The following is an 18,158-nucleotide window of genomic DNA, read 5'->3' as shown; positions in this document are numbered from 1 at the left end:
CTCCCGAAGTCGACGTGTCAGGACCGGCGGCGCATCTCGTCGATTTCCGCCTGATAGGGTGCGGCCTCGCCATCGATCACTTCGGCGAGGCTCACGCTGCGGCCGAGCCTGCCCGATTCGATCGGCGCATACGCGAGCGCGACATCGGCAAGCGCTTCCTCGCCGGTCACTTCGGGCGCTTTGCCGTGCATCACACAATCGGCGAGTTCGTGAAGCTGAAGCGCGAGAATGCGCTGGTCCACTTCGTCGAAGGCAAACGAATAGGTCCACGGACGCGCATCGCCGAAAAGCGCGGCAGCAACTGGCCCCAGGCGATAGCTCGGCGCGTGCTCGAGAATGCGCGCATCGGCGATGACGGAGCCATCGTCGAGATGAAGCGTGACAGGACGGCCATTGCGGTCGCCCGGCGCCACGATGGAGCCTTTCGAGCCGTGAATGACGCGGCTCTCGCGATGCTCGCCATGTCCCGCGCGATCGTTCACCCACTGGCCGATGGCGCCCGAAGTAAAGCGCAGTTGCGAATACGTGGCGTCGTCGCCGCTCGCTTCGAATTCCGTTGGCATGCCGTCCGGCGCGCGCCACCACTTGTCCGTCTCGGATGCCGAACCGCCTGCGCGCGCGGCCACGCGGCGCGTCTTCTCGTGCAGCCGGCTTTCGCCGTAGACGCTCGCCACGCCGCCCATGTAGAAGCGGATGATGTCCGCGTTGTGCACGCCCGAATCGAGTACCACCATGCCCGATGGCTTTTGATGCCGCCACGGCGTCTGCACCATCACATCGCGCCCGCCGATACTCGTTTCTAGCATCAGGCGCGGCGTGCCGATGGCGCCATCGTCGAGCAGCGCCTTCACGAGCCGGTTGATCGGATCGCGCCGGAAATTTTCCGCGACCGAGAGCACGCGCCCGGCATCCCTCGCCGCATTCACGATCCTGCGGCACTTTGACACCGTGATGCCGAGCGGCTTTTCGCACAGCACGTGAAGGCCGGCCGCGAAGCACTGCAACGCGACGCTCATGTGCGAGCCGGCGTCCGTGGCGATATCGGCGGCGACGATCTCCGGATTCTCGCGCGCCATTTGGCCAATGTCCGCGTACACGGCGGGCCGCGCGCCGAAGAGCGCGGCGGCTTCGTCGGCCATGCTGCGCGCGCTCTCGGCGTTGAGATCGCAGACGGCCGCAAGCTCGATGTTCGCCAGTCCGCTGCGCTTCAGTTGCGCGAGACCGTGCAGATGTCGTCGTCCCATGCCGCTGCAGCCGATTGCGGCGTATCTGATGAAAGCCATGTGTCTCTCTCCGATGCCAGTTCGCTCGATGCAGCCGTCTGATCGCGGCCGTCTATGTTCTTAGAAAGCGTATCGATTTTGGAAAGGTATTTCAATCGGTAATTGCATTACGGCAATGACGCGCGCATGCTCGTGTTTCGACGACTTCTTCCACGGGGAACGCTCATGACGACGCGCACGCAGGCCATGGTCGTTATCCGCCACGACGTGGACGCGGACACGGTCGATGAATATCTGCGCTGGCATTCGTTCGAGCATCTGCCAGAACGGCTCGCCCTGCCCGGCTTCCGGCATGCGGAGCGATGGGAACGTATCAGTGGCGACGGGCCGCGCTATCTGTGCGTGATCGACGTCGATTCCGCGCGCGACCTCGAATCGCCGGCCTATCTCGCGAGACTCGACGCACCGACCGAGTGGACCCGCAAGCTGATGCCGCATTACCGGAACGTTCAGCGCGCGTTGTGCGAGACGCTCGTGGATGTCGGCGGCGGCCTGGCGCCTTTTCAATGGTGCATGCGCTTCGATCTCGAGCAAGACGTCGATATCGGCGACACCATTCGCGAGCTTCGCGACGCACATGCGCTCACGCGCGTGCGGCTCGGCCGCGTCCACGACGCGCTCAGCGGCCGGCAGACCGAGGAAAAGCGCATGCGTGGAACGGAGGATACGGGCGGCTTCGGTCATCTGCTTTTCGCGGGCGCATTGACGCGCAATGCGCTGGAATGCGGCGCGGCGGCCATGCAAGACGCGCTCGGAGTATCGGCGGCGGATTGCGACCGCGCGCTCTTCCGGTTTTCCTACGCAAGCACCGCTTAGAACGCGGCGCTTCACTGTCCGGTCCAGTTCGGCTTGCGCTTCTCGGCAAACGCCTTCGGTCCTTCGCGGGCGTCGTCGCTATCGAGCATGCGCCGCGCGAGCGGATAGTCTTCGTGCAGGGTCGCGGCGAGATTCGCTTGCGCAAGGCTTTGCAGCATCACTTGCTTGGATGCCTGAACGGCCAGCGGCGCGCACGCGAGAATGTCTTCTGCCAGGGCGCGCGCGCGCTTCATCAGTTCAGCCGCCGGCACGACTTCATTGAGCAGACCGATGCGGCGCGCCTCATCCGCCGAGATGCGATTGCCGGTCAACACGAGGCCCATTGCGTCCTTCATGCCGATCTGCCTTGGCAAGCGCTGCAAGAGACCGCCGCCCAGCGCGGCCAGTCCGACGCGCGGCTCGGGCAAACCGAATTGCGCGTGATCGGCGGCGACACCCAGGTCGCATGCCGCGAGAATCTCCATGCCGCCGCCGAGACACAGGCCGTTCACCGCCGCGATCAATGGCTTGTAAAGATCGAAGCGATGCGTGATGCCCGCGAAACCCGTCGCGGGCTTCGTATGGTCGCCACTCGCCGCCAGCGCCTTGAGGTCGGTGCCGACGCAGAATGCGCGCTCGCCCGCACCGGTCACGATGGCGACGCGCAATGAAGCATCGGCGGCGTATCGATCGAACGCTTCGGCCAGTTCCCGATGCGCCTGCGGATGCAGCGCGTTGAGCACCTCGGGACGATCGATCGTCAAGATGAGGAGCGGGCCTTCGACTTCGTAGCGGCAGGATCGAACCGTTTCGGGTGTCATGGATGCCTCGTCAGTCGAGCGGAACGGTGAGCCGATCGATTACCGCGCGCGTCCGCGGACGCACGCCGCGCCACCATTCGAAGGCTTCCGCTGCCTGTTCCACCAGCATGCCGACGCCATCGGCTATTTCCCTTACGCCGGCATTGCGCGCGAGCCGAAGGAACGGGGTCAACCGTTTGCCGTAGACGAGTTCGTAGGCAGCGCCGTCGGGATCGAACACGCTTGGCGGCACGGGCGGCAAGTCACCCGTGAGACTCGCGGAGGTCGCGTTGACCACGAGATCGAAGCCGCCCATGGCTTCGAGCGCGTCGTATCCGCAGGCCGTCAACGACGCTTGCGCGCCGACTTCGCGCACCAGCGCTTCGGCTTTCCGCACGGTTCGGTTCGCAATGACGAGTTCGGCGGGCCGCGCATCGAGAAACGGCAGCAGCGCCCCGCGCACCGCGCCGCCCGCGCCGAGCACAAGCACGCGTTTGGCGGCCATCGGCAAACCGAGATTCATCTCGATGTCGCGCACCAGGCCGACGCCATCGAAGTTCTCGGCGACGACCTTGCCGTCTTCGAAGCTCATCGCGTTGGCAGCGCCCGCAAGGGTTGCGCGCTCGCTGCGTTCATCGGCCATGGCAAACGCCTTGAGCTTGAACGGCGCGGTCACGTTCATGCCCTTGCCACCGTCCGCGATGAACGCGCGCACCGTATCGGCAAAGGCGTCGTGCGGTTCGAGCGGTCCTTCGATTGCCGTATAGCGCATGTCCTGCCGCGTTTCTTCCGCGAACAGGCCGTGGATCAAAGGAGATTTCGTGTGGCCGATCGGGTTGCCGATCACCGCGTACCGATCGCTCATCGCGGCCTCGCTTTCGAATACAGCACGCCGTCGGTCTGCATGGCGTCGATCTCCGCCGCGTCGAACCCCAGCGACTGCGCGACTTCCGCGTTGTGCTGACCGAGGTCCGGCCCGACTTCGCGAATGGTCGTATCGCAATCGGAGAACCGGAACGGCAGGTTCGGCAGACGCAGCGTGCCGAAGCGCGGATGCTCCTGCTCGATCACCATGCCACGCGCGATGATCTGCGGGTCCGCGAGCACTTCGTCGATCCGCTGCACCTTCGCGCACGGCACGTCGATGCTGTCGAGCAACGCAAGCACGTCGGCAACGGGCCGCGATGCGACCCAGGGCTTGACCACCGCGAGAATGTCGAGCCGATTCGCATTGCGCCCGTTGAGCGTGTGAAAGCGCGCGTCGGCGCCGAAGCCCGCCGGTGCGCCGTGCGCTTCGAGCAGCGCGGCGAAGCGCTTCCATGCATCGTCCACTTGCGCCGCGATCACGAGGTCGCCGTCGGCGGCGCGAAACACGCCATAGAGCGTCGATGTCGGCATGTCATGACCGGTTTGCTCGGGCACGACGCCTTGCATCGTGTAGCACTGGACCGCGTATTCGTGCATCGACACGAGCGTGTCGTAGAGCGCCATGTCGATATGCTGCCCGCGCCCGCTCTTCACGCGGCCGAGCAGCGCCGCATTGATCGCCGCGACCGCGTGAATGCCGGTGTACATGTCGCCGAGCGAAATACGCATCAGGGGCGGCGGCTCGCCGGGATTGCCGATCATCTGCATGATGCCGCTCTTCGCTTCCGCGATCAGCCCGAAGCCCGCGCGATGCGCGTCCGGTCCCGTGTGACCGTAAGCCGAGATCGAGCAATAGACGAGACCCGGATTGCGCGCGGACAGCTCTTCGTAACCGAGGCCGAGCTTCTTGAGCGCGCCCGGCCGGTAGTTCTCGACAAACACATCCGCCGAGTCGCACAGGCGCTGCATGAATTCCTTGCCGCGCGCATCGCGCATGTTGACGCTGACGCCGCGCTTGCCCATGTTGAGTTGCAGGAAGTAGGCGCTTTGTTCGTCGTCGAGCACGGTTGCATGCTGCCGGCCCGCATCGCCGCTGACCGGACGTTCGACCTTGATGACTTCCGCGCCGAGCGCCGCGAGACAGCGTCCGACATAGGGACCAGCCAGAAAGTGGCTGTAATCGACGACGCGCATGCCTTCCAGAGGACGTGCCTGCATTACTTTGCTCCCGGTCGGCGCGGCACCATCAGACGATGCTCGCCATGCTGGACGACCTGCCCGTGCTGATTGATCAACTCCGACGGCAAGATGACGATGCCCCAGTCCGGACGGCTCTTGCTGGCACGCATCGAGCCGATGCGAAATCTCACGTGCAGCACGTCGTCGACCTTGATCGGCAGGTTGAAGTCCCACGTCCAGCCAAGCGACATGCCCGGCAGGAAGCGGTAGTCGCTCTGCGTCTTGAGGCCGTCCGCGATGGACAAGCCGAAGAGTCCATGCGCGACGATCGAACCGAAGTGGCTCGCGTTGGCGTAGTCCTCATCGACGTGGACCGGCGTGTGGTCGCCCGTGAGGTCGGCGTAAGCGAGGATGCGCGCTTTCGTGACCGTATAGGTTGGGCTCGTGCACTCGTCGCCTTCGTGGGCGTCGTCCCAGTATTTATCGACAATCGTCATCTCATGCCTCCGAACGCGGATCGATGGAAAGCGCCCGTGCCACGCACGACGCGGGCTTGGCCTGAATCAGCTCGACGGCAAGGCCGTCCGGCAGGCGAATCCAGTTGCGTCCCTGCGGCATTTCATTGACTTCGTAGCGCTGCGCGGCTCGAAGCGCCGCTTCCAGGTCCTCGCACATCACGCCCAAATGGCCGAGCCGGCCTTCGGGCGCGTCATGGTCCGGTTTGTGGATGAACTGCAGTCCGCCGAGCGTCCAGTACTGGCGCGGTTCGTCGATCGTGCCGTCGACTTCGCGCATGGTCATGCCGAGCACGTCCTCGAAAAAACGGATGTGCCAGTGGATGTCCTTCACCCAGATGGCGACGTGTTCCAGATACGCCTTGCTGCCGTTCATGCGGTTGTCTCCTTATTCTTTTCGGTCGGTCATGGCCCGCTCGATGCCCTTGATGCAGGCGACGAGCGTCGCGTTGACGGGAGTCGGCACGCCGTGCCGCTCGCCCCAGCGCACGACCGCGCCGTTGATGAAATCGATCTCGGTAGCGGAGCCTTTTTCCAGGCTTTGCAGCATCGACGTCTTGAAGGCGGGCGAGAGCCCTTCGCCCGCGAGAATCCACGGCCGTTCCGGATCGGTGACGGAGAGCGCGACGCCCGCCGCTTTCGCCACGGCCATCGCTTCGGCAACCGCCGCGAGAGACGTGGCCTTGAGATGCGCGTCTTCATAGAACTGGCCGTAAGTCAGGCCCGTGATGCCCGTGAGCGCGCCGGTGGCGACGTTGACGAGGAGCTTGTCCCACATCGTCCCGAGGATGTTGTCGCTGACCGTCGTGGCGAGCCCGGACGCGTTGAAGGTGTCGGCGATGGCCGCGACGCGCGCGGTAACGCGGCCGTCGAGTTCGCCCACGATGGTTGCCTTGCTGGCCACGCCCGACTCGATATGCCCCGCGCCACGCATGACGCCGCCGACGTATGTCTTGCCGGCCAGCACGCGTTCGCGTCCGACGATTCCCGCCAGCACGTCTTCATGCCCGAGACCGTTCTGCAGCGACAGCACCACCGTTTCGGGATCGATCAGTTCGAGCGCGCCGCGCATGGCGGCATCGGTATGAAAAGATTTGACCAGCACGATGATGAGATCGGCCGCGCCGGCATCGGCGGCTTGCGTCGTGGCGCGCACGGTGACGCGACGCGAGCCAGTGGCGTCGTCGACGAGCAGGCCGTCGCGGCGCATGGCGTCCACGTGCGCGGCGGAGCGGTTCAGCAACCACACTTCGTTGCCGCCTTCGGTCAGCGCCGCACCGATGGCGCAGCCGAGCGCACCGGCACCCAGAATCGCGATTTTCACAGCCGTCCCCCTGATCTGCGACCAAGATACGGCTCACGGGTCATATCGGCAATGCAATGAATTCAATGACCACATTGCGTTTGGCAATATCACTCGCGCGGCTTGTTCCGTGACAATAGGCCGATGGAACCGATCGAACTTCCCGACCTCAAGCTGCTGCAACTCTTCGATTTGCTCTACGACGTGCGCAGCGTGACGCGCGTCGCAGAGCAGCTCGGACAGAGCCAGCCGACCATCAGCATCTGGCTCGGACGCTTGCGAACGCATCTGCAGGACCCGCTTTTCATTCGTACGCCGAGCGGCATGGCGCCGACGCCGCAGGCCGACGCGCTGATCGGTCCATGCCGGGAAATTCTCGAATCGCTGCGGCGCTTTGCTGCATGGGAAATTGCGTTCGATCCATCGACCGCCAAGCGGCGGTTTCGAATCTGCATGACCGACGCCAGTCACATCACGCTACTCCCGCGGATGCTGGCGCATGTGCGCGCACAGGCGCCCGGCGTGCGTCTCGATGCGGCGCGAATCGACGGCAACACGGAACGCGCCCTGGAATCCGGCGAGGCGGATCTGGCGATCGGACATGTGCCCTGGCTTGGCGGAGGAATCTACCAGCAGCAGTTATATATGCAGGATTGGGTCTGCCTGACCAACCGCAGCCACCCGAGGCTGCGCGCGAAGCTCAGCCGAAAGCAGTATTGCGCCGAGGGACATGTGGCGATCGCAGCCGGCACGGGCGCGCAGTTGCTTGAGCAGGCGCTGCTGCGCGAGCATATCGAGCGCGATGTCGTGCTCGAACTGCCGGGCTTTCTCGGCCTCGGATCGATCATCAAGACCACCGACCTCATCGCCACGCTGCCGCGCAATATCGGCGAGACGCTGGCGCGAGTCAACGACGTCGCCGTTCACCCCTGCCCTTTTCCCGTCGATCGATTTGCCGTGCGTCAGCACTGGCATGCGCGATACCACCACGAAGCAGGAAACCGCTGGCTGCGATCCGTCGTGGCGCAGCTATTCGGCAGCGCAAGCTGATTTGCGTGACGCCATGAAGACGCTTTCAGTGTGCGATTACAACAGTACGGTTTCGATCCGAAACGCTTGCGTACTAACAGCGAAATCACCACGCCGATTTCACATTCGGGCGTCACACTTCGATGATTGATTCTTTATGTGCGCTTTCGTACAACAACGAGCTATTTTCCGCTGCGCACAATCGAGCGTCAACGCTGGTTTCCCGGTATCGTTATATCCATAGAGGAATCGCTAAACTATTAGTGCGCGATGGCCTCACGGTCGCCGAGCCAAGCTGGGCGCGGCTTCCGGAGCTACCGATTATCTGGCTTTTTAAGTAATTTTTGCGTTGGACGATTTTTAAATTCGGTAATTCGTGACCACATGCTTATTTAAAACCGTTCGTACTGGATAAATCGCTCAAGTCGGACTGCCGGCGTACCGATAACGCATTCACACAGAACGCAGTAATGAATTCGCAAGGCCGCATGCGGCGCTGCAAAAGCCATGAAACGGGCTTGCGTCGCGGAATGGCTAGTAAGTAATCGTTGTCGACACAGAGGAGAGCATCATGGACGCCAGACCGACGAAAATCCCGACCCCCGACAAAGTGAACAGTCCGGACCCGGACCCGGTTGCCGTCGAATTTCTCGCCACCGAGTTGCCCGAGCATGTTCGCGCGTTCTTCGACGAACAGCGCAACTCGACCGGCTCGAAATAGGCGGGCGCGCTGGATCGTCACGCCGTCGTCGTGAAAACGACGCCCAGTGCGCACGGCGCGCACGGACCTCACGGTCTCTTCATGGCAGAAGCCAGGCGAAGTCGCGCCTTATCCTTTTGACGGCAGCCGGGAGTCGTGCGGCAAGACTCGCCTATCCGGGATGAACTCTCACAGCGGTGCGTTATGCTGGCACTTTTGCATCGAGCCCATGCGCAGCCGATCTTTGACTTCTCTCCTCGCTTCATCTCGCGTGCTCGCGGTGACTGGCGTCGCCGCTCTGCTCTTCACGTTGTCGGCGCCCGTTAGCGCCGATGGCGACGACACCGCCTTCACCAATCTCATTGCTCTCGTCTCGCAACGGCTTGCGCTTGCCGAACCCGTCGCGCGCTGGAAGTGGGCGCGTCACGAACCGATCACCGATGAACCGCGCGAAGCCGCGCTCCTGAAGCAAGTCGAAGACAAAGCCAGCGCCGCGCAGGTCGATCCCGCGTTCGCGCGCCAGTTCTTTCGCGATCAGATCGATGCCAGCAAGGACGTGCAGAACGCGCTCTTCGCCAACTGGCGCGCGGCGAAGGCTGCGCCAGTTGGCACGCCACCCGATCTCGCGCATGACACGCGCCCGAAGCTCGATCGCCTGACGCAGTCGCTCATGACCGCGCTCGCGCGCGTCGAACCGCTACGTCAAGCCGACGATTGTCCGCTGCGTCTTGCACAAAGCGTGGCGCGCTGGAAGCATCTGACGCGCTATGACTCGTCGATGAACGATCCGCTCTCACACGCGTTGTCGCATGTGTGCGCGGCGGGCGGCGTGGGCGCGGTTGGCTAGCTGGTGACCCGATTCCCGACAGCTGCTGGCGCGCATTCGAGTGCGACGAACCCCAGTCCGCGCGCGAGGCGCTCGCCGAGGATGCGATAGGTAGCGAGTTCGAAGACGGGCGCCGAAGCAATCGCCGACAAGGCGCGCGCGTCGACGATGCTCCGAGCCGAACCGAGATATTGCCATCGGTCGATGACATGCCAGACGCGTTCGGCCATCGCCGGATCGCGTTCTTCGATTGCGATTGGACCCGCATAGGGCCACGGCGCGCCACGCATGTCGCCGGTACGCGCCTTTGGCACGCGGTTATGCGCCGGCCGCAGTGCCGCCACCAGTTGCGCTTCGGCAAGCAACGCACCGATTTCTCCACCGGTCGCGCGCCACTCGACGCGCCGCACGAGCGCGGACAACCGCAAATCCTTCGCGGAACGGCGTGGCCCGACCAGATGCGAACGCACACGTTGACGCAAGCGCACGCTTCGGCCGACATATAGCGGGGCATCGTCGTCGCCGCGAAAGACGTAGACGCCGCAGCCAACCGGTATGCGCTCGATCGTGTCTTCATCGATATGAGCCGCGATCTGAAAGCGCCGCGTCACGCGTTCGACGTGCGCGCTCAGTAAATCGGCCGCGTGCGAGCGATGCAGATGCTGCCAGAACTGCCAAAGCAGATCGGCATCGGCGAGTGCACGGTGACGCGCGGACGGCACGAGCGCGTGACGCTCGACGAGCGCATCGAGTCCGTGGCGGCTTTCGGCGGGATACACGGCGCGCGAAAGTTGCACGGTGCACAGCACATCCGGCGTAAAGCGCAAGTCGAGCCGCCGGAATTCGCCCTTCAGGAAACTGTGATCGAAGTGGGCGTTGTGCGCGATGAAAAGCCGCCCGTTCATGCGTTCGAACAGGTCTTGCGCGAGCGCTTCGAAGGTGGGCGCGTCGCGCACCATGGCATCGGTGATGCCCGTCAATTGCTGGATGAAGCCAGGAATCGGCTTCTGCGGGTTGACGAGCGTGGTCCACTGCGACACGCCGTTTGGCCCGACCTCGACGATGCCGATCTCCGTGATGCGATCGATGCCGAACGTGCCGCCCGTCGTCTCGAGATCGACGAAGACGATGGGATCGGCGGGAAGCTTGAATTCGGCGGGTGGATCGAAATGCATTATCGGACGGCGGGAGATTGCGGGATTCGCGGGAGTAAGCGATGGGACGAGATTGCCCATTCTAACGCAGCGGGGTGACCGGGGCTTTGATCGCCGAGCAGCCGCGGTAATCGGTAAGTAATTCTGGTGACGGGAATATCTTGTCAGTTTACGTGAATACCCGGATTTACGATTTACGACGCTTGAGTCGTCGCAATTAAACTTTTTTTGCGGCGACCATGTTGAACACGAATTTTGACACAATGGCGGATAACCCTGATTACTTATGGATTTTGGTCATGGTCGCTCAATCACCGTCCATACGCCGCCAGAGGCCGCTCCAGCGGGCCGTCGACCGGCGATGGGCGCGCCGAGAGCTACCGCGATGGGCGCATCCTGCGAATCTTCGGTCTCACAAGTCCGAGGTCGATAATCGTTATCGAGCCTGGAAGATAATACGGCGACCGCTGTTGCACATTAACCAATCTGTAATTCAGACTAATCCTGATTACTGCTTTCCGTCATCGTTATTCCAAGCAACAGGCAGTGACGCATTGATTAAGTGAAAAAATTACCACGCCCGTAACCGATTTATTAAAATCGTAAGTGTTTACTCGTCTTGCCCAATTCTCTGCAATTAAGGATTATGGAAACTGACTCGCAACCAGTTGTAAAGGAGGACGCTGTGATAATCCAATTCAAGCGTATTGCGCATTGGTTGAAACTGGCATTCGCTCCGACGATTGCGCCGGAGGCGTCATCGGCCGGCTTGCTCCAAATCGATCCTTCCTGGCACGGCGATCATTGGCAAAACCTGCTTGCATCGCCCATGGACGCCCGCCGCTACGTGATGGAGGACTGGGCAGTGCCGCTCGGAGCGGACGTCGTCGAGCAGGAAGAGGAGAAAGCCACGGCCTGATTGCGGCCCGTGAGTCCGCGAAGTTTCAAGCAAAAAAAAGCGCGACCCGAAGATCGCGCTGACAAAGTTTGGAGATCTTTTCCGTCAACGAAAAAGTCTGCTTCGGAAAGCAGAGCCTTCAGTATAGCTACGGCTGCAGCAATAATTACCCTCGAAAAAAGCAATCTTCTGTTTCACTTGGCTCAACAATCCGTATTTTCGGAAAGCGCCTGTTGCTTTGCGCCAACTTATATGTAGCGCTTGCGCAACGCGAGTTGGTTGACACTTCCGCCCTTACGACTTTATTCGCGCTTAAAGCGTTGTATTAAAAGAAGAATAAGCGGTTCATCGATCATTGCTGTTAGAAGAATGATTTATTGCGGAAATTGGAACGCCCCGCTTGTAACGCCGTCTTTACACTTCGTCTGGTCCGGAAACACATGTGTCTCTTCGTGACGCATGACTCCTCCGACAGCGCCTCTCGCAGCGCGCCGGAACGAGGTTTCCTCAAAGCCTGGGTCTAGGGCCCAATCTGCTCTCGGAGTTACAAAGATGAAAAAGACTCTCATCGTCGCAGCCCTCTCGGGTGTCTTCGCCACTGCAGCTCACGCCCAAAGCAGCGTCACGCTGTACGGCTTGATCGATGCAGGCATCACCTACACGAACAATCAGAACGGCCACAGCAACTTCAAGGAAACCAGCGGTTCGGTGAACGGCAGCCGTTGGGGCTTGCGCGGCGCTGAGGACCTCGGCGGCGGCCTGAAGGCAATCTTCACGTTGGAAAACGGCTTCAACATCGCTAACGGCACGCTGGGCCAGGGTGGCCGCGAATTCGGTCGTCAAGCGTACGTTGGTCTGTCGAGCGAACAATTCGGCACGGTCACGCTCGGTCGTCAATATGACTCCGTGGTCGACTTCCTCGGGCCTCTGGCTCTGACGGGCACGCAATACGGCGGCACGCAGTTCGCCCACCCGTTCGACAACGACAACCTCGACAACACGTTCCGCGTGAACAACTCGGTCAAGTACACGAGCGCGAACTACGCCGGCTTCAAGCTTGGCGCGCAGTATGGCTTCTCGAACGAAGCAGGCGGCTTCTCGGACAACCGTCAATACAGCGTCGGCGCATCGTACAACTACGGCCCGTTGAACATCGCTGGCGCGTACATGCAATTGAACAACGCCGGTTCGCTGAACACCGGTGGCGCGATCAGCGGCGACAACCCGTTCGTGGCTGGCCGTCAACGCATCTTCGGCGGCGGCGTGAACTACGCTTTCGGCCCGGCAACGGTTGGCTTCGTGTTCACGCAGACGATGCTGGACAACGCAACGGCCATCAGCAACACGGGTTCGCAAGGCGCTGGCCTGGTTGGTCTGACGGACGGCCACGTTCGCTTCACGAACTACGAAGTCAACGGCCGTTACAACCTGACGCCGGCTTTGTCGCTCGCAGCGAACTACACGTACACCGACAGCCGCATCGATGGCGTGAAGCCGAAGTTCCACCAAGTCGACCTGCAAACGGCGTACGCGCTGTCCAAGCGTACGGACGTGTATCTGCAAGGCGAATACCAACACGTTTCGGATCTGGATGGCACGGGTCTGGGCGCGACGATCAACGGCGTAGGCGTTTCGTCGACGCCGAACCAAGTCTCGGCAACGGTTGGTCTGCGTCACCGCTTCTAAGCTGGACTGGTTTCATCAGTATGAAAAAGGCCGCTCTTTGGAGCGGCCTTTTTTTTGTCCAACGTTCCGGGCACCAGAGCGCCTTCAAAACTTTGAGCGCGGATAGCGCACGTCGAGGATGTCGATCTGCTGCACGCCTGCGGGCGTATGCAATGGCACTGTATCGCCGATCTTCGCCTTGAGCAGCGCGCGCGCCACCGGCGAGATCCAACTCACGTGACCGACGTCCAGGTCGACCTCGTCCACGCCGACGATCGTCACCGTATGCACCTCGCCGTCGTCGCCGGAATAGTCGACGGTCGCACCGAAGAACACCTGGTCGACGTTCTCCTGCCTGCTGCTGTCCACCACTTCCGCGAGATCGAGACGCTTGCCGAGAAAGCGGATACGCCGGTCGATTTCTCGCAGCCGACGCTTGCCGTAGATGTAATCGCCATTCTCCGAGCGGTCGCCATTTGACGCCGCCCACGACACGAGCCTGACCACTTCGGGGCGCTCGGTATCGAGCAATTGCAACAGCTCGTCGCGCAGGCGCTTGTGGCCCGCTGGCGTGATGTAGTTCTTGGTCCCCGCCGGAATATCCGGCTGACCGAGTTCGAGATCGTCGTCACTTTCGTCCGACTCTTTGACAAATGCCTTGTTCATCGCACAGACCAAGTTCGAATTTCCGGGGCTTCTCCGCCCCCAAACCAACAACTTACCACGCGCGTTGAGCGTGGAGGACGCATCTAAAGCGATAATTTGGTCAACGCCCCTTCCTTTTTCAAACAGGCTTGGCTATAATTCCGCTTCTGCGTGCGGCTGTAGCTCAGTTGGATAGAGTACTTGGCTACGAACCAAGGGGTCGTGGGTTCGAATCCTGCCAGCCGCACCACTTAATTCAGGTTTCCCGCCTTCGGACGGAAAATAGCATCAAGCGCTTAACCAAAAGCGCATGTAATAAACAAGCAGTACCGTTTGAAGCAGTACCGTTTTGCGTGCGGCTGTAGCTCAGTTGGATAGAGTACTTGGCTACGAACCAAGGGGTCGTGGGTTCGAATCCTGCCAGCCGCACCACCTTTCGAAGGGCCTTCCACACGGAAGGCCTTTTTTGTTTGCCTCGTCGCTAGTTACTCTACTGCCGCGGCAACGAGCCGATATCGCCAATACGCTCGTCCGGTATCGGCAAATCTTCAACCGATGCCACCGCGCTCGGTTCGCCAATCGCCTCGGCTCGTTCGCCCATCAGCATTTGCGAGCGATGCAGGAATTCGTCGTCCACGGTGTCGCCGAACGAGTGGCGCACGAACGCACGCAGAAGCGCCACGCGCAGCGACGGTCCGCGCCCTTCCATTGTGTCCGCGTCCTTGCCGAAGCTCACGCTGCAGACCACCTCGCCGCGTCCGTGATCGCTCATTTCGAGCCGGCACGCGCGCTCGAGAACGACCGAAGCGGCTTCCCACGAAGTCGATGGCAGAAAGCGACCATCCCAAGGCCGGCCGCGATCGTTGCCGCGAATGGAGAGCGTCTGTCCGCTGTCGGTGAAGTGGATTTCGCGAATGAAGTCGTGCAGCCCGCGCGCTACCCAGTAGTCGAGTGCCTGGCCGTCGAGATCGGATGTTTGCATGTGGCGCTTCTCCTGTAGTCGTACAGGCATGCACGCGATGTGCCCGCGCCGTGGATCAATAGTCGGCGCGTTCGCGGTCGATGCGCATGCCGCCTTCCTGATTGCGATGATGCGGCTCGTCACTAGGCCGCTCGCGCGCGATACGCATGACGTCCGGATTGGTCCGCACACGCCGCATTACGTTGGCGAGATGCACGCGGTCGCTGACCTGGATGACGAAGCGCAGCATCTTGGCTTCCTGCGAGACGTCTTCATCCATGGCGATATGGACGATGTTGGCATCCGCCGACGTAATGTCCGCCGCGACGCGCGCAAAAACGCCCTTCGTGTTTCTGACGAGCACCTTCACCGCGACATCGAACAAACGTCCCGGCTGCGGCGCCCACGCGACGTCGATCCAGCGGCCCGGATCGCGCCGATGAATTCGCTGCGCCACGCGACATTCGGTCGTATGAATGGCCATGCCGAGCCCGATGCCGATATAGCCCATGATGTCGTCGCCGGGAATCGGCCGGCAGCACGCGGAAAGCTGCACCGACATGCCTTCCGTGCCCGTGATGACAACTGGCGGCGCCGTATTCGTATTGACGTGATCGCGCGGCGAGTGATCGTCGTCGTCGCGGCCGTTCATCAGCACTTCGATGCGCTTGGCCATGACCGCCGCCACGCGCCTTCCAAGACCGATATCCGCGAAAATTTCCTGACGCGTCTTGTTGCCCGTCCATTGCACGAGCTTTTCCCAGACTTCCGGCGTGACATCCGAAAGCGCCAGACCGTAGCCCTTGAGGCTTTGATCGACGAGACGTTCGCCCAACTGCACGGACTCGTTCAAGCGCATTGTCTTCAAATAGTGACGAATGGCCGAGCGCGCCTTACCCGTGCGCACGAAGCCGAGCCACGCCGGATTCGGCTTGGAGTACGGCGCGGTAATGACTTCGACGATATCGCCGCTCTTCAACTCCGTGCGCAGCGGCAGCAATTCGTTGTTGATCTTCACCGCGACGCACTGATTGCCGAGGTCGCTGTGGATCGAATACGCGAAGTCGAGTGCGGTCGCGCCGCGCGGCAGCGGCATGATCTTCGACTTCGGCGTGAAAACGTAGACGGCGTCCGGGAACAGGTCGATCTTGACGTGTTCGAGGAACTCGCTCGAATCGCCTGCTTCGCTCTGAATGTCGAGCAGCGACTTGAGCCACTGATGCGCGCGCTTTTGCACGTCGTTGAGGTCGGCGCCGCCGTTCTTGTAGAGCCAGTGCGCCGCAACGCCCGCCTCGGCGATCTCGTGCATCTTGCGCGTGCGAATCTGGAACTCGATGGGCGCGCCGAACGGACCGACCAGCGTGGTATGCAACGACTGATAGCCATTGACCTTCGGAATGGCGATGTAGTCCTTGAACTTGCCCGGCACCGGCTTATAGAGCGCATGCAGCGCGCCGATGCACGTATAGCATTCGAGCGCGCTTTCCACGACCACGCGAAAACCGTAGACGTCGAGCACTTGCGAGAACGACAACTGCTTGTCGCGCATCTTCTTGTAGATGCTGAAGATCGTCTTTTCGCGGCCGGTGACTTCGGCGCTGATCTTGGCGTCCGCGATGGTGCGCTGAACGGCTTCGAGAATCTTGCCGACCACTTCGCGCCGGTTGCCGCGCGCCGCCTTCACCGCTTTTTCGAGCGTGGCGTAACGGGTCGGATTGAAGTTCGCGAAGCTCAAATCCTGCAGCTCGCGATACGTATTGTTCAGACCCAGCCGATGCGCAATGGGCGCGTAGATGTCGAGCGTCTCGCGCGCGACGCGACGGCGCTTTTCCGACGGCACCGCGCCGAGCGTGCGCATGTTGTGCAGCCGGTCCGACAACTTGACGAGGATGACGCGGACATCGCGCGCCATGGCCAGCAGCATCTTGCGGAAGTTTTCCGCCTGCGCTTCCTCGCGATTGCGAAATTCCATCTTGTCGAGCTTCGACAAGCCGTCGACCAGTTCGGCGACCTTCGCGCCGAAGCGCTCCGCGATCTCCGTCTTGGTGACGCCCTGATCCTCGATCACGTCATGCAGTAGCGCCGCCATGATCGATTGCGCGTCAAGCTTCCAGCCCGCGCAAATTTCCGCAACGGCAACCGGGTGCGTGATGTAGGGCTCGCCGCTTTGACGATACTGCCCGAGATGCGCTTCGTCGCTGAAATGGAAAGCCGACTTGACTTCCTTGATCTCTTCCGGCGAAAGATAGCCTGCAAGCGTGTTCGTCAGTTTCGCGATGGAAACGACGTCGTGCTTGCGCGGCTGTTCCGGCGTGGCGGTGGGCCCGAACAGATGGCGAAACGACTGTTCGAGGACCGCATCGATATATCTGCGCGCCGCTTGGGGCTTGTCCGCGTCGAGCACCGAATCCTGATCGATTTCGATGTCGGGTTCCACGGAGGCGGAGACGGGCAACGGTGCTTGACTCATATTCGCCTCCGTGGGTAAGTGACGCGCAATGTCGTCCGGTTAGGAGAGTTGAAACGCCATGCAAAAAACAGCGCCCGTGATGAGGATCACACGGGCTGTTACGAAGGCAATTAAACCGGCACCTTCTTCAACATTTCGACGCCGACCTGGCCGGCCGCGATTTCGCGCAGCGCAACGACCGTAGGCTTGTCGCGGCTTTCGATCTTCGGCGTATGGCCTTGTGCGAGCTGACGCGCGCGATAGGTCGCTGCAAGCGCGAGCTCGAAGCGGTTAGGAATTTGTTTCAGGCAGTCTTCGACGGTGATGCGGGCCATGTTTGTTTCCTTCTCGATATGTACTTTATTCTACCTTATGTGACCGGCATGACCCGGCCACTACTTCGCGTCATTGCGCCTGCGCGGAGTGAATGCCGAGCTCCACGAATAACTCCGTATGACGCGCGTATTGCGAGGTGAAGCGCAGCCGCGTCGCCTTGACGAGACACTGCAACTCGGCGAGCGCGCGATCGAAGTTCTCGTTGATCACGACGTACTCCGCTTCCGATGCATGCGCCATCTCGCTGCCGGCCGCAAGCAGACGCCGCACGATCACTTTCTCCGAGTCCTGGCCGCGTTTTTTCAGACGGTCTTCGAGCGCGTCCAGCGAAGGCGGCAGAATAAAAATCTCGACCGCATTGCGGAACTGCTTCTTCACCTGCTGCGCACCCTGCCAGTCGATTTCGAGCAGCACGTCGTTGCCGTTACGCATCTGATCCTCGATCCACACCTTCGAGGTCGCGTAATAGTTGCCGTGCACTTCGGCGCTTTCGAGGAATTCGCCTGCCTTGTGGCGTTCCATGAATTCATCGACGGAAACGAAGTGATACTGCACGCCGTTGCTTTCCTTCGGGCGCGGGTCGCGCGTCGTATAGGAAACGGACAGGCGGATAGCTTCGTCCTGTGCAAGCAGCGCGTTCACGAGCGTGGACTTGCCCGCACCCGAAGGCGCGACGACCATGAACAGGTTGCCCGGATAAATGCCCGTGTAGTTGCTGTGCGAGCGGTGCGTGTTGTTCGGCATGATGTTGCG

General features: G+C 61.6%; 19 protein-coding genes and 2 tRNA genes. 8 read left to right on the top strand and 13 right to left on the bottom strand.

From position 1 onward, the window contains the following. Positions 1-17 precede the first annotated feature (17 nt). Positions 18-1,283 (bottom strand): Gfo/Idh/MocA family protein, encoded by a 1,266-nt coding sequence (locus NCR40_RS03465; protein ID WP_250508714.1) that lies wholly within the window; start codon positions 1,281-1,283, stop codon positions 18-20. A 165-nt stretch (positions 1,284-1,448) separates the two neighbouring features. Between NCR40_RS03465 and NCR40_RS03460 the strand changes: the two genes are divergently transcribed. Continuing rightward, on the top strand, positions 1,449-2,099 hold the full coding sequence (locus tag NCR40_RS03460) for a DUF4286 family protein (RefSeq protein WP_250508713.1): 651 nt from the start codon (positions 1,449-1,451) through the stop codon (positions 2,097-2,099). An 11-nt stretch (positions 2,100-2,110) separates the two neighbouring features. Here the strand turns inward: NCR40_RS03460 and NCR40_RS03455 are convergent, their stop codons facing one another. The 6 genes from NCR40_RS03455 to NCR40_RS03430 are packed head-to-tail and all read right to left on the bottom strand — an operon-like array spanning position 2,111 to position 6,763. After that, positions 2,111-2,899, bottom strand: a complete 789-nt coding sequence (locus NCR40_RS03455) for an enoyl-CoA hydratase-related protein (RefSeq protein ID WP_250508712.1) — start codon at positions 2,897-2,899, stop codon at positions 2,111-2,113. A gap of 10 nt (positions 2,900-2,909) precedes the next feature. Next, positions 2,910-3,743 carry a shikimate dehydrogenase gene (gene aroE / locus NCR40_RS03450; RefSeq protein WP_250508711.1) on the bottom strand — a complete coding sequence of 278 codons (834 nt, stop codon included), beginning with the start codon at positions 3,741-3,743 and terminating at the stop codon, positions 2,910-2,912. Further along, positions 3,740-4,963 (bottom strand): CaiB/BaiF CoA transferase family protein, encoded by a 1,224-nt coding sequence (locus NCR40_RS03445; protein ID WP_250508710.1) that lies wholly within the window; start codon positions 4,961-4,963, stop codon positions 3,740-3,742. Before NCR40_RS03445 ends, aroE begins: the two co-directional genes overlap by 4 nt. After that, a complete protein-coding gene (locus NCR40_RS03440; RefSeq protein WP_250463818.1) occupies positions 4,963-5,421 on the bottom strand; it encodes a MaoC family dehydratase in 459 nt (152 codons plus the stop codon). The genes NCR40_RS03445 and NCR40_RS03440 overlap by 1 nt, the downstream gene beginning before the upstream one ends. A gap of 1 nt (position 5,422) precedes the next feature. Then, a complete protein-coding gene (locus NCR40_RS03435; protein ID WP_250508709.1) occupies positions 5,423-5,815 on the bottom strand; it encodes a VOC family protein in 393 nt (130 codons plus the stop codon). A gap of 12 nt (positions 5,816-5,827) precedes the next feature. Next, on the bottom strand, positions 5,828-6,763 hold the full coding sequence (locus tag NCR40_RS03430) for a ketopantoate reductase family protein (protein WP_250508708.1): 936 nt from the start codon (positions 6,761-6,763) through the stop codon (positions 5,828-5,830). 123 nt (positions 6,764-6,886) lie between these two features. Between NCR40_RS03430 and NCR40_RS03425 the strand changes: the two genes are divergently transcribed. From NCR40_RS03425 to NCR40_RS03415, 3 genes are all read left to right on the top strand, one after another. Next, on the top strand, positions 6,887-7,792 hold the full coding sequence (locus tag NCR40_RS03425) for a LysR family transcriptional regulator (RefSeq protein WP_250463810.1): 906 nt from the start codon (positions 6,887-6,889) through the stop codon (positions 7,790-7,792). 550 nt (positions 7,793-8,342) lie between these two features. Next, complete coding sequence (locus NCR40_RS03420; protein ID WP_244827361.1) at positions 8,343-8,492, top strand: hypothetical protein; 150 nt, start codon at positions 8,343-8,345, stop codon at positions 8,490-8,492. A gap of 208 nt (positions 8,493-8,700) precedes the next feature. Beyond that, positions 8,701-9,318 (top strand): chorismate mutase, encoded by a 618-nt coding sequence (locus NCR40_RS03415; protein WP_250508707.1) that lies wholly within the window; start codon positions 8,701-8,703, stop codon positions 9,316-9,318. On the opposite strand, the gene NCR40_RS03410 is transcribed toward NCR40_RS03415, so the two are convergent. Next, positions 9,315-10,472, bottom strand: a complete 1,158-nt coding sequence (locus tag NCR40_RS03410) for an exonuclease domain-containing protein (RefSeq protein WP_250508706.1) — start codon at positions 10,470-10,472, stop codon at positions 9,315-9,317. The genes NCR40_RS03415 and NCR40_RS03410 overlap by 4 nt on opposite strands. Before the next feature lie 664 nt (positions 10,473-11,136). Between NCR40_RS03410 and NCR40_RS03405 the strand changes: the two genes are divergently transcribed. Both NCR40_RS03405 and NCR40_RS03400 read left to right on the top strand, forming a co-directional pair. Then, positions 11,137-11,370, top strand: a complete 234-nt coding sequence (locus NCR40_RS03405) for a hypothetical protein (RefSeq protein ID WP_244827358.1) — start codon at positions 11,137-11,139, stop codon at positions 11,368-11,370. A 531-nt stretch (positions 11,371-11,901) separates the two neighbouring features. Further along, entirely contained in the window at positions 11,902-13,035 is a 1,134-nt protein-coding gene (locus NCR40_RS03400; protein ID WP_244827357.1) for a porin, read from the top strand. Positions 13,036-13,119: 84 nt separating this feature from the next. On the opposite strand, the gene greB is transcribed toward NCR40_RS03400, so the two are convergent. Then, positions 13,120-13,680 (bottom strand): transcription elongation factor GreB, encoded by a 561-nt coding sequence (gene greB, locus NCR40_RS03395; protein ID WP_250508705.1) that lies wholly within the window; start codon positions 13,678-13,680, stop codon positions 13,120-13,122. Positions 13,681-13,832: 152 nt separating this feature from the next. On the opposite strand from greB, the gene NCR40_RS03390 reads away from it, so the two are divergent. Then, positions 13,833-13,909: transfer RNA gene (locus NCR40_RS03390), tRNA-Arg, on the top strand. Between the two features lie 105 nt (positions 13,910-14,014). Continuing rightward, positions 14,015-14,091 (top strand) — tRNA-Arg (locus NCR40_RS03385). A 58-nt stretch (positions 14,092-14,149) separates the two neighbouring features. Here NCR40_RS03385 and NCR40_RS03380 read toward each other — a convergent pair. The 4 genes from NCR40_RS03380 to gmk all read right to left on the bottom strand — a co-directional run bounded on the left by NCR40_RS03380 (position 14,150) and on the right by gmk (position 18,149). Continuing rightward, positions 14,150-14,641 carry a phage protein NinX family protein gene (locus NCR40_RS03380; RefSeq protein WP_250508704.1) on the bottom strand — a complete coding sequence of 164 codons (492 nt, stop codon included), beginning with the start codon at positions 14,639-14,641 and terminating at the stop codon, positions 14,150-14,152. 55 nt (positions 14,642-14,696) lie between these two features. Then, entirely contained in the window at positions 14,697-17,090 is a 2,394-nt protein-coding gene (locus NCR40_RS03375) for a RelA/SpoT family protein (RefSeq protein WP_250463796.1), read from the bottom strand. A 110-nt stretch (positions 17,091-17,200) separates the two neighbouring features. Continuing rightward, complete coding sequence (gene rpoZ, locus NCR40_RS03370; RefSeq protein WP_006025620.1) at positions 17,201-17,404, bottom strand: DNA-directed RNA polymerase subunit omega; 204 nt, start codon at positions 17,402-17,404, stop codon at positions 17,201-17,203. 70 nt (positions 17,405-17,474) lie between these two features. Continuing rightward, positions 17,475-18,149 (bottom strand): guanylate kinase, encoded by a 675-nt coding sequence (gene gmk, locus NCR40_RS03365; RefSeq protein WP_244827353.1) that lies wholly within the window; start codon positions 18,147-18,149, stop codon positions 17,475-17,477. Positions 18,150-18,158 lie beyond the last annotated feature (9 nt).

Origin of the sequence: Caballeronia sp. GACF4 (assembly GCF_023631025.1) — a bacterium.
GTDB lineage: Bacteria > Pseudomonadota > Gammaproteobacteria > Burkholderiales > Burkholderiaceae > Caballeronia.
This window is presented reverse-complemented; position numbering and strand designations above follow the sequence as displayed.

Excerpts from the sequence above, each read along its gene's own strand:
- NCR40_RS03445 (WP_250508710.1), bottom strand. The coding sequence starts at position 4,963 with ATGCAGGCACGTCCTCTGGAAGGCATGCGCGTCGTCGATTACAGCCAC.
- NCR40_RS03415 (WP_250508707.1), top strand. The coding sequence starts at position 8,701 with ATGCGCAGCCGATCTTTGACTTCTCTCCTCGCTTCATCTCGCGTGCTC.
- NCR40_RS03435 (WP_250508709.1), bottom strand. The coding sequence starts at position 5,815 with ATGAACGGCAGCAAGGCGTATCTGGAACACGTCGCCATCTGGGTGAAG.
- NCR40_RS03400 (WP_244827357.1), top strand. The coding sequence starts at position 11,902 with ATGAAAAAGACTCTCATCGTCGCAGCCCTCTCGGGTGTCTTCGCCACT.
- greB (WP_250508705.1), bottom strand. The coding sequence starts at position 13,680 with ATGAACAAGGCATTTGTCAAAGAGTCGGACGAAAGTGACGACGATCTC.
- NCR40_RS03375 (WP_250463796.1), bottom strand. The coding sequence starts at position 17,090 with ATGAGTCAAGCACCGTTGCCCGTCTCCGCCTCCGTGGAACCCGACATC.
- NCR40_RS03425 (WP_250463810.1), top strand. The coding sequence starts at position 6,887 with ATGGAACCGATCGAACTTCCCGACCTCAAGCTGCTGCAACTCTTCGAT.
- rpoZ (WP_006025620.1), bottom strand. The coding sequence starts at position 17,404 with ATGGCCCGCATCACCGTCGAAGACTGCCTGAAACAAATTCCTAACCGC.
- NCR40_RS03455 (WP_250508712.1), bottom strand. The coding sequence starts at position 2,899 with ATGACACCCGAAACGGTTCGATCCTGCCGCTACGAAGTCGAAGGCCCG.
- NCR40_RS03420 (WP_244827361.1), top strand. The coding sequence starts at position 8,343 with ATGGACGCCAGACCGACGAAAATCCCGACCCCCGACAAAGTGAACAGT.
- aroE (WP_250508711.1), bottom strand. The coding sequence starts at position 3,743 with ATGAGCGATCGGTACGCGGTGATCGGCAACCCGATCGGCCACACGAAA.
- NCR40_RS03410 (WP_250508706.1), bottom strand. The coding sequence starts at position 10,472 with ATGCATTTCGATCCACCCGCCGAATTCAAGCTTCCCGCCGATCCCATC.
- NCR40_RS03380 (WP_250508704.1), bottom strand. The coding sequence starts at position 14,641 with ATGCAAACATCCGATCTCGACGGCCAGGCACTCGACTACTGGGTAGCG.
- NCR40_RS03460 (WP_250508713.1), top strand. The coding sequence starts at position 1,449 with ATGACGACGCGCACGCAGGCCATGGTCGTTATCCGCCACGACGTGGAC.
- gmk (WP_244827353.1), bottom strand. The coding sequence starts at position 18,149 with ATGCCGAACAACACGCACCGCTCGCACAGCAACTACACGGGCATTTAT.
- NCR40_RS03465 (WP_250508714.1), bottom strand. The coding sequence starts at position 1,283 with ATGGCTTTCATCAGATACGCCGCAATCGGCTGCAGCGGCATGGGACGA.
- NCR40_RS03440 (WP_250463818.1), bottom strand. The coding sequence starts at position 5,421 with ATGACGATTGTCGATAAATACTGGGACGACGCCCACGAAGGCGACGAG.